The 7,899-nt window shown below is 69.8% G+C and carries 7 protein-coding genes and 1 pseudogene; 7 read left to right on the top strand and 1 reads right to left on the bottom strand.

Annotated features, from left to right (window positions below; all coding sequences use genetic code 11):
* The 7 genes and pseudogenes from BKD26_RS40860 to BKD26_RS13070 form a co-directional block, all read left to right on the top strand.
* A pseudogene (locus BKD26_RS40860) lies at positions 1-198 on the top strand (2-oxoglutarate dehydrogenase, E2 component, dihydrolipoamide succinyltransferase); the annotation flags it as partial.
* A 121-nt stretch (positions 199-319) separates the two neighbouring features.
* A complete protein-coding gene (locus tag BKD26_RS13095) occupies positions 320-1,555 on the top strand; it encodes a hypothetical protein (protein ID WP_084897992.1) in 1,236 nt (411 codons plus the stop codon).
* Positions 1,556-1,622: 67 nt separating this feature from the next.
* Complete coding sequence (locus BKD26_RS13090) at positions 1,623-2,243, top strand: TlpA disulfide reductase family protein (RefSeq protein ID WP_084897991.1); 621 nt, start codon at positions 1,623-1,625, stop codon at positions 2,241-2,243.
* 3 nt (positions 2,244-2,246) lie between these two features.
* Positions 2,247-2,987, top strand: a complete 741-nt coding sequence (locus BKD26_RS13085) for a cytochrome c biogenesis protein CcdA (RefSeq protein ID WP_084897990.1) — start codon at positions 2,247-2,249, stop codon at positions 2,985-2,987.
* A 4-nt stretch (positions 2,988-2,991) separates the two neighbouring features.
* Positions 2,992-4,671, top strand: coding sequence for a cytochrome c biogenesis protein ResB (locus tag BKD26_RS13080; protein ID WP_084897989.1), 1,680 nt, complete (start codon positions 2,992-2,994; stop codon positions 4,669-4,671).
* On the top strand, positions 4,668-5,744 hold the full coding sequence (ccsB, locus tag BKD26_RS13075; RefSeq protein WP_084897988.1) for a c-type cytochrome biogenesis protein CcsB: 1,077 nt from the start codon (positions 4,668-4,670) through the stop codon (positions 5,742-5,744). Before BKD26_RS13080 ends, ccsB begins: the two co-directional genes overlap by 4 nt.
* Positions 5,745-5,781: 37 nt before the next feature.
* Positions 5,782-6,300: an SRPBCC domain-containing protein gene (locus BKD26_RS13070; protein WP_084897987.1), complete on the top strand. Its 519-nt coding sequence runs from the start codon at positions 5,782-5,784 to the stop codon at positions 6,298-6,300.
* Positions 6,301-6,320: 20 nt separating this feature from the next.
* Here BKD26_RS13070 and BKD26_RS13065 read toward each other — a convergent pair whose 3' ends face one another.
* The gene (locus tag BKD26_RS13065) at positions 6,321-7,898 is read right to left on the bottom strand and encodes an ABC transporter substrate-binding protein (RefSeq protein WP_084897986.1); all 1,578 of its coding nucleotides are present in this window, start codon (positions 7,896-7,898) and stop codon (positions 6,321-6,323) included.
* Position 7,899 lies beyond the last annotated feature (1 nt).

The raw sequence follows: 7,899 nt of genomic DNA, 5'->3' as shown, positions 1-7,899 counted from the left end.
CGGGCTCGCAGCCCCCGCCCGCCCGCATCGCCCGCGCCCGCAGCGCGCCCCGCCACGGCGCTCGCGCCCGTGCGCGGCCGGCGCGCCCGCCCGCAGCCCCTGCCCGCCCGCAGCCCCCGCCCGCCCGCAGCCCCCGCCCGCCCGCAGCCCCCGCCCGCCCGGAGCGCGCGCGGCCGCGCGCCGGCCACCCTCGTGTAACTGTCCCGTCACGCAGAAGATTGTGTGGTAATCGGGGGAACCGCCCTCTTCCTTCAGCCCTCTCACACATTGCCGGTTTGGAAGGTATGTCCGGCAACGAGCGAGCGCGGATGGGGACGATATGCGCGGGATCAGTCGAAGGGGCCTGCTGGGAGCCGGAGTTGGCGCCGCGGCCGCGATGGGGATCGGTGGCTGCGGGTTCGGCGGCGGCTCGGACAAGCCCGGGAGCGGGCCCGGTAAGGGTGGGCAGGAAGGTACGGCCCCCGGCAAGGTGGAGGGGCGTCTCATAGGGGACGGTTCCACGTCCGACACCGGGAAGCAGCCCAACCAGCCCGACAAGCCCGTCCCCTTGGAGCCCGGACAGACCCCGCCGCAGTTCGTGATCTTCTCCTGGGACGGCGCCGGAGAGGTCGGCAACGGCCTCTTCCCGCGCTTTCTCGAACTCGCCAAGAACCACGACGCGGGCATGACCTTCTTCCTCTCCGGGCTCTACCTCCTGCCCGAATCGAAGAAGACCCTCTACCGCCCGCCGAACAACCGCACCGGCGCCTCCGACATCGGTTACCTCACCGACGACCACATCAAGCAGACGCTGAAGTACGTCCGCCAGGCCTGGCTCGACGGGCACGAGATAGGCACCCACTTCAACGGCCACTTCTGCGCCGGCTCCGGCTCGGTCGAGAAGTGGACCCCGGCCGACTGGCGGAGCGAAATCGACCAGGCGGTGAAATTCGTCACCGAATGGAAGACCAACAGCGGCTGGACCGACCTCGACCCACTGCCCTTCGACTACCGCAAGGAACTCGTCGGCGCCCGCACCCCCTGCCTCCTCGGCCAGGACAACCTCCTGCCCACCGCCAAGAAGCTCGGCTGGCGCTACGACGCCAGCTCGCCCGGCGGCCACCAGAAGTGGCCCGTCAAGCGCCAGGGCATCTGGGACCTGCCGCTCCAGCAGATCCCCTTCCCCGGCCGCTCCTTCGAGGTCCTGTCCATGGACTACAACATGCTCGCCAACCAGTCGCAGAACACCACCAAGGGCATGCCGTCGCGCTATCCCGAATGGAAGAAGCAGGCCACCGAGGCCTACCTCGCCGGATTCACCCGCGCCTACGAATCGAATCGCGCGCCCTTCTACATCGGCAACCACTTCGAGCAGTGGAACGGCGGCATCTACATGGACGCCGTCGAAGAAGCCCTCAAGGGCATGGCCGGGAAGAAAGACGTAAGGCTGGTGTCGTTCAAGCAGTTCGTCGACTGGCTGGACGTCCAGGACCCCAAGATCCTCGACAAGCTCCGTACGCTCGAGGTCGGCCAATCGCCGGCGGGCGGCTGGAACACCTTCCTTAAGCCCGCCTGACATCGGGCTTTACGGGCACGCAGGGGGGCGCGCAAGATCCCCGAAACGTACATGCGAAACTTTTCACATGAGCCTTAGCCGCGCCCCCCGAGGCCTCCTGCTCACCGCCGGCGCCGCCCTTGCGGCCGCGCTCACGCTCACCGCGTGCAGCGGCGACTCCAACGGCACGTCCGGCGGTGGCGGCAACACCAACTTCGTCACCAACACCGGCGGTATCGACACCGTCGCCAAGGGCGAGCGCACGGCTCCCAACACGCTCGCGGGCACGACGCTCGACGGCAAGCCCCTCGACGTCGCCGACCTCAAGGGCAAGGTCGTCGTGCTGAACGCCTGGGGCTCCTGGTGCGGCCCCTGCCGTGCCGAGGCGAAGCACTTCACCAAGGTCGCCACCGACCTCAAGTCCGAGGGCGTGGAGTTCGTCGGCATCAACACCCGCGACCCCAACAAGCAGCCCGCCCTCGCCTTCGAGAAGGACTTCGCGGTCCCCTACCCGAGCCTGTACGACCCGGCCGGCGAGCTGATCCTCAACGGCTTCCCCAAGGGCACGCTCAACCCGCAGGGCATCCCCTCCACCGTCGTCCTCGACCGTGACGGAAAGATCGCGGCACGCGCGCTCATGCCGCTCAACGAAACCAAGCTGCGCAAGATGATCGACCCGATCGCGGCCGAGAAGGCCTCGGGGAACTAGCCGATGTACAACGAGACGGTCTCCAGCGGGGCCCTCCTGCTCGCCCTGCCCATCGCGGTGCTCGGCGGGCTGGTCTCCTTCTTCTCGCCCTGCGTCCTGCCGCTCGTGCCCGGCTACCTCAGTTACGTGACCGGCGTCACCGGCACCGACCTGGCCGAGGCGCGGCGGGGCCGGATGGCCGCCGGCGCGGCCCTCTTCGTCCTCGGCTTCTCCGCCGTCTTCGTCTCCGGCGGCGCCCTCTTCGGCTACTTCGGCTGGACCCTCCAGGAACACCGCGAGACGCTCACCACCGTCCTCGGCGTCCTGATGGTCCTGATGGGCGTCTTCTTCCTGGGACTCATGCCGTGGTTCACCCAGCGGGAGTTCCGCTTCCACAAGCGGCCGGTGACCGGGCTGGCCGGAGCGCCGCTGCTGGGCGCCCTGTTCGGCATCGGCTGGACGCCGTGCATCGGCCCGACGCTCGCGTCCGTCCAGGCCCTCGCCGCCAACGAGGCCAGCGCGGGCCGCGGGGCGCTGCTGACCCTCGCGTACTGCGTCGGCCTCGGCCTGCCGTTCGTGCTCGCCGCGGTCGCGTTCCGCAAGGCGCTCGGCGCCTTCTCCTGGGTGAAGCGGCACTATGCGTGGGTGATGCGGATCGGCGGCGGCATGATGATCCTGACCGGGCTGCTGCTGCTCACAGGCGCGTGGGACACCCTCGTACAGCAGATGCAGGGCTGGTCCAACGGTTTCCAGGTGGGGATCTAGTTCCATGAGCAAGACAGAAACGACCGAGCGGGACGAGGCGGCGGCCGGCGCGCAGCTGTCCACCGCGCCCAAGGAAGAGCTCATCCAGGCCGGTGGTCCGGCGCTCGGCGTCATTGGCTGGATCCGCTGGTTCTGGCGCCAGCTGACCTCCATGCGGGTCGCGCTGATCCTGCTCTTCCTGCTGTCGCTGGGCGCGATCCCCGGCTCGCTCATCCCGCAGAACAGCGTCGACGAGCTGAAGGTCCGCTCCTTCAAGGAAGCCCACGAGACGCTCACGCCGATCTACGAGAAGCTGCAGCTCTTCGACGTCTACAGCTCGGTGTGGTTCTCCGCGATCTACATCCTGCTGTTCGTCTCCCTCATCGGCTGCATCGTCCCGCGCACCTGGCAGTTCACGGGCCAGCTGCGAGGCCGCCCGCCGGCCGCCCCCAAGCGCCTGACCCGCCTGCCCGCGTACACCACCTGGCGCACCGAGGCCGCGCCCGAGGAGGTGCGCCAGGCGGCGCTGGCCATGCTCAGGAAGCGCCGCTTCCGGGCCCATACGGCGGGTGACGCCGTCGCGGCCGAGAAGGGGTACCTGCGCGAGGTCGGCAACCTGCTTTTCCACCTCGCGCTGATCGTGATGCTGGTGGCGTTCGCCGTGGGCCAGCTCTTCAAGTCCGAGGGCGGCAAGCTGATCGTCGAGGGCGACGGCTTCTCCAACACGCTCACCCAGTACGACGACTTCACGTCCGGCTCCCTGTTCTCCACCGACGAGCTGGCGCCGTTCACCTTCACCCTGAACCAGTTCACCGGTACGTACGAGACGAGCGGCCCGCAGCGCGGCACCCCCCGCACCTTCGAGGCGGACGTCACGTACTCCAAGGCCGGCAGTGAGAAGAAGCGGAGCGTCATCCGGGTCAACGAGCCGCTGGAGGTCGACGGCTCGAAGGTGTACCTGATCTCCCACGGGTACGCGCCCGTCGTCACCGTCAAGGACGGCAAGGGCAAGGTCGTCTTCCACGGCGCCGTCCCGCTCCTGCCGATCGACAGCAACGTCACCTCCACCGGCGTGATCAAGGTGATGGACGGCTACCGCGACAAGAACGGCAAGAAGGACCAGCTGGGCTTCCCGGCCTTCTTCGTGCCGACGTACGCGGGCAAGGGGCAGGGCCAGATGTTCAGCAAGTTCCCCGGGCTGGCCTTCCCGGTGCTCAACCTGAGCGCGTACCGCGGCGACCTGCGTGTCGACAGCGGACTGCCGCAGAACGTGTACCAGCTCAACACCAGCAAGATGACGCCGTTCAAGGACGCGAACGGTGACATCTTCAAGAAGACGCTGGTACCGGGCGAGACGATGACCCTCCCCGGCGGAGCGGGCTCGATCACCTTCGAGAAGGAGATCAAGGAGTGGGCCAGCTTCCAGATCTCCCAGCAGCCCGGCAACGGCCTCGCCCTCACCGGCGCGATCGTCGCGATCGCCGGGCTGGTCGGCTCGCTGTTCATCCAGCGCCGCCGGATCTGGATCCGGGCCGTACGGGGGGACGACGGCGTGACCGTCGTCGAGATGGCGGGGCTGGGGCGGAGCGAGTCCGCGAAGCTCCCCGAGGAGCTGGCCGACCTGGCGGTCACGCTCCATTCCGTGGCGCCGACCGCGCCCGAAGCCGAAGCCGAAGAAGCAGCTGCTGAAGGGGCTGAGAAGTGAATCTCGCCGCCGCGACGAACGAGAGCCTGGCGGAGATGAGCAATGTGCTCATCTACTCCTCCATGGCCGTCTACACCCTGGCCTTCCTGGCGCACATCGCCGAGTGGGTCCTCGGCAGCCGCAGCAAGGTCGGCCGTACGGCGGCGGCCCTGACCGCCCGTCCCGCCGCCGTGCAGGTGCGGGTGGGAGGGCAGCGGGGCGGCGGCACCGCCGTCCTCGACAAGCCGACGGTCGTCACCCGCTCCGCCGGCGGTGCGCGTGACGTACCGGACGGCCCCGGCGCGGCCGGCGGGGACGAGAAGGGCGACCTGTACGGGCGTATCGCCGTCTCGCTGACCACCCTCGCCTTCCTCGTCCAGGCGGCCGGCGTGGTCACCCGCGCGCTGTCCGTGCAGCGGGCCCCCTGGGGCAACATGTACGAGTTCTCCACCACCTTCTCCACGGTGGTGGTCGGCGCGTACCTCGGCTTCCTCGTCGCCAAGAAGAACGTCCGCTGGATGGGGCTGCCGCTGGTCACCACCGTCCTGCTGGACCTGGGCATCGCCACGACCTGGCTGTACACCGAGAGTGACCAGCTCGTCCCGGCCCTGCACTCGTACTGGCTGTGGATCCACGTCTCCACGGCGATCTTCTGCGGCGCGGTCTTCTACCTGGGCGCGGTCGCCACGCTGCTGTACCTCTTCCGGGACTCCTACGAGAACAAGCTCGCGGGCGGCGGTACGCCCAGCGGCTTCGCCCGTTCGGTGCTGGAGCGGCTGCCGGCGGCCGCGAGCCTGGACAAGTTCGCCTACCGCGTCAACGCGGCGATCTTCCCGCTGTGGACCTTCACGATCATCGCGGGCGCGATCTGGGCCGGTGACGCGTGGGGCCGCTACTGGGGCTGGGACGCCAAGGAGGTCTGGTCGTTCATCACGTGGGTCGCGTACGCCGCGTACCTGCACGCGCGGGCCACGGCCGGCTGGAAGGGCCGCAAGGCGGCGTACGTCGCGCTGATCGCCTTCGCCTGCTGGCTGTTCAACTACTACGGCGTCAACATGTTCGTGAACAGCCTGCACTCGTACGCGGGCGTGTGAGGTAGCGGGGCGCGGGGGTCCGCGCGACGCTGGATACATGGCCGATCAGATCCCTCCCGGTACCAGCACGAGTCACCGCGACACCCACACCGTGCGGTTCGTGGTCCCCCTGGCCCACCCCGAGGAGCGCGTCTGGCTCGCCCTGACCACCCCCGGCGGGCTACGGGGGTGGCTCGCCGAGGCCGAGGTCCTGCAGGCCCGGCTCGGCGGGGCGGTCACCCTGCGCTGGCTCACCACGCAGCCGGCGACCGTCGTGTCCGGGACGGTCACCGCGTGGGACGTGGAACGGATCGTCGAGTACACGGTCGAGGTGCACGGACGGATGCGGTTCCACATCGAGCCGGGCGGCCCGCCCGGGTCGACCGTGCTGCGGTTCACCAACGAGTTCCGGGGGACGGACGAGCTGCGGCTGGACTGCCTGGCCGGCTGGCACGACCACTTCACGTACCTCGCCGACTTCCTCGACGGCCGCGCGGCGGACTGGCCGGCCTGGTCCCGGGAGCGCTGGCAGGAGCTGCGCGACCAGTACGAGGCCCGCGACTTCGGCGCGACGTGACGCCGCGTGCCCGTCGCGCCCTACGGTGTGCGCGGTGGCAGGCAGTCGCGCGTCGGGGGCTTGCCTTCCGGCCAGGCGATCTCCACGAACCGCGGGTCCCCGCGGGTCAGCTCCACCACCGGGACCGCCTTGTTGTGCGGGTTGCCGGAGTTGTTCAGGCAGATCCAGCCACTCGCGCCGTTCACCCGCAGGGGGCCCTGCACCTGGGGCCACTGCTTGCCCACGTCCTCGAACGGGGGCAGCGTCCGCCCCTTCGGCGTCGCCATCCGGATGGCTTGGACGGCCGCCGCCATCGCGTCGTACGCGATGATCGCCTGCCCGTCGGTGAGCTCCACCGGCTGCAACGGGGGGCGCGGCGTGGGCTTCGACGCCTTCGGGGACAGGCGCGCGGCCTCCATCGCCTTCTCGAAGTCCGCGTACGCGCCCGTGGTCCCGCCCGTCGCCGGATTCGTCCTGCCCTTCACCGCCCGCCAGGCGTCGGGGTGGGCGAGCGCGGCGTAGCGGACGGTCAGGCCGGCGTCGAGGGACTCCTTCTTGAGCCGCTCGTCCGCGCCCAGGTACGAGCCCTCGTCGCCGGTCAGCACCGTGAAGGTGCGGTGCGTGCAGCCGCGTTCCCCCAGCGCGTTGACGAAGTGGCGCAGCTGGGTGTGGCGCCCGGCGAAGAACACCGTCTCGGCGCGGGAGGCGCAGATGATGTGCGTGATGTTCTGGAAGGTGTTGGGCGTGGGGTCGTCGTCCCCCGGGTTCTTCGGCGAGGTGAACAGCTGCGGCGGGTACGGGGACGTGCCCAGCAGCTCCGAGAAGGCGTCCTTGAGCGTGTCCGTGTAGTTGTCCCCGGTGCGGGTGTCATGGACGAGGAACGCCTTCGCCGAGTCCACCTTGGCGAAGCCGGCCAGCGCGTCCGCCAGATCCTTGTTGGTGGGGACGACCCGCGCGAGGCCCGGGAACGGATGGTCGCCGGGGCGGGGATGGCCGTTGGCTATGTCGTCGGCGGTGATGGTGGTCCCCACGACCGCGATGTTCGCGCGCGTCAGCTCGGTCACGGCCTCTTTGACCGGCGCGCTGCTGGTGGCTATGCCCGAGACCGCGCGCAGGTGGTGCGGGGCGCCGGTCATGCCCGTGAGCTGCTCGACCGCCGTACGCCAGTGGGCGTTGCCGTCACCGGTGTTGGCCAGGACCAGCCGGATCCTGGGCAGCCTGCCGTTGTCGTCGTGATTGGCCTTGTACTGGCGGGCGAACGAGCCCCGCACCTCGTGGACCACCTTGGTCCGCATCTCGGCGCTCGTGGACGTCAGGGGCAGGAGCACGGCGACCGTCACGTACTGGCCCGCCGTCAGCGTGTCGTTCTCCTGGTCGATGGCGGCGGCGGCCTCCGTCAGCGCCGCGACCCCGAAGTCGTGGCCGTCACCGGAGACCCCGACGCACTCGTCGCTGCCCGCCGGGCGCGCGACGCCGGGGGCGCAGGAACGGTCGTCCGGGGAGGTCAGCCGGTCGACGGCGTACACCGCGCCCCAGGCCAGCAGCGCCAGCACCAGCACACTCGTGACGATCTTCTGCCGGGTGGTGTAGAAGACCCGGTAGCGGAGGGGATGGGGCACG

Origin of the sequence: Streptomyces sp. CB03238 (assembly GCF_002099185.1) — a bacterium.
GTDB lineage: Bacteria > Actinomycetota > Actinomycetes > Streptomycetales > Streptomycetaceae > Streptomyces.
The sequence above is the reverse complement of the archived record's forward strand: the minus strand, read 5'-3'. Positions and strand labels throughout refer to the sequence as shown.

Bases quoted from the DNA above. Each gene is read 5' to 3' on its own strand.
- BKD26_RS13070 (WP_084897987.1), top strand. From the start codon at position 5,782: ATGGCCGATCAGATCCCTCCCGGTACCAGCACGAGTCACCGCGACACC.
- BKD26_RS13090 (WP_084897991.1), top strand. From the start codon at position 1,623: ATGAGCCTTAGCCGCGCCCCCCGAGGCCTCCTGCTCACCGCCGGCGCC.
- BKD26_RS13085 (WP_084897990.1), top strand. From the start codon at position 2,247: ATGTACAACGAGACGGTCTCCAGCGGGGCCCTCCTGCTCGCCCTGCCC.
- BKD26_RS13080 (WP_084897989.1), top strand. From the start codon at position 2,992: ATGAGCAAGACAGAAACGACCGAGCGGGACGAGGCGGCGGCCGGCGCG.
- BKD26_RS13095 (WP_084897992.1), top strand. From the start codon at position 320: ATGCGCGGGATCAGTCGAAGGGGCCTGCTGGGAGCCGGAGTTGGCGCC.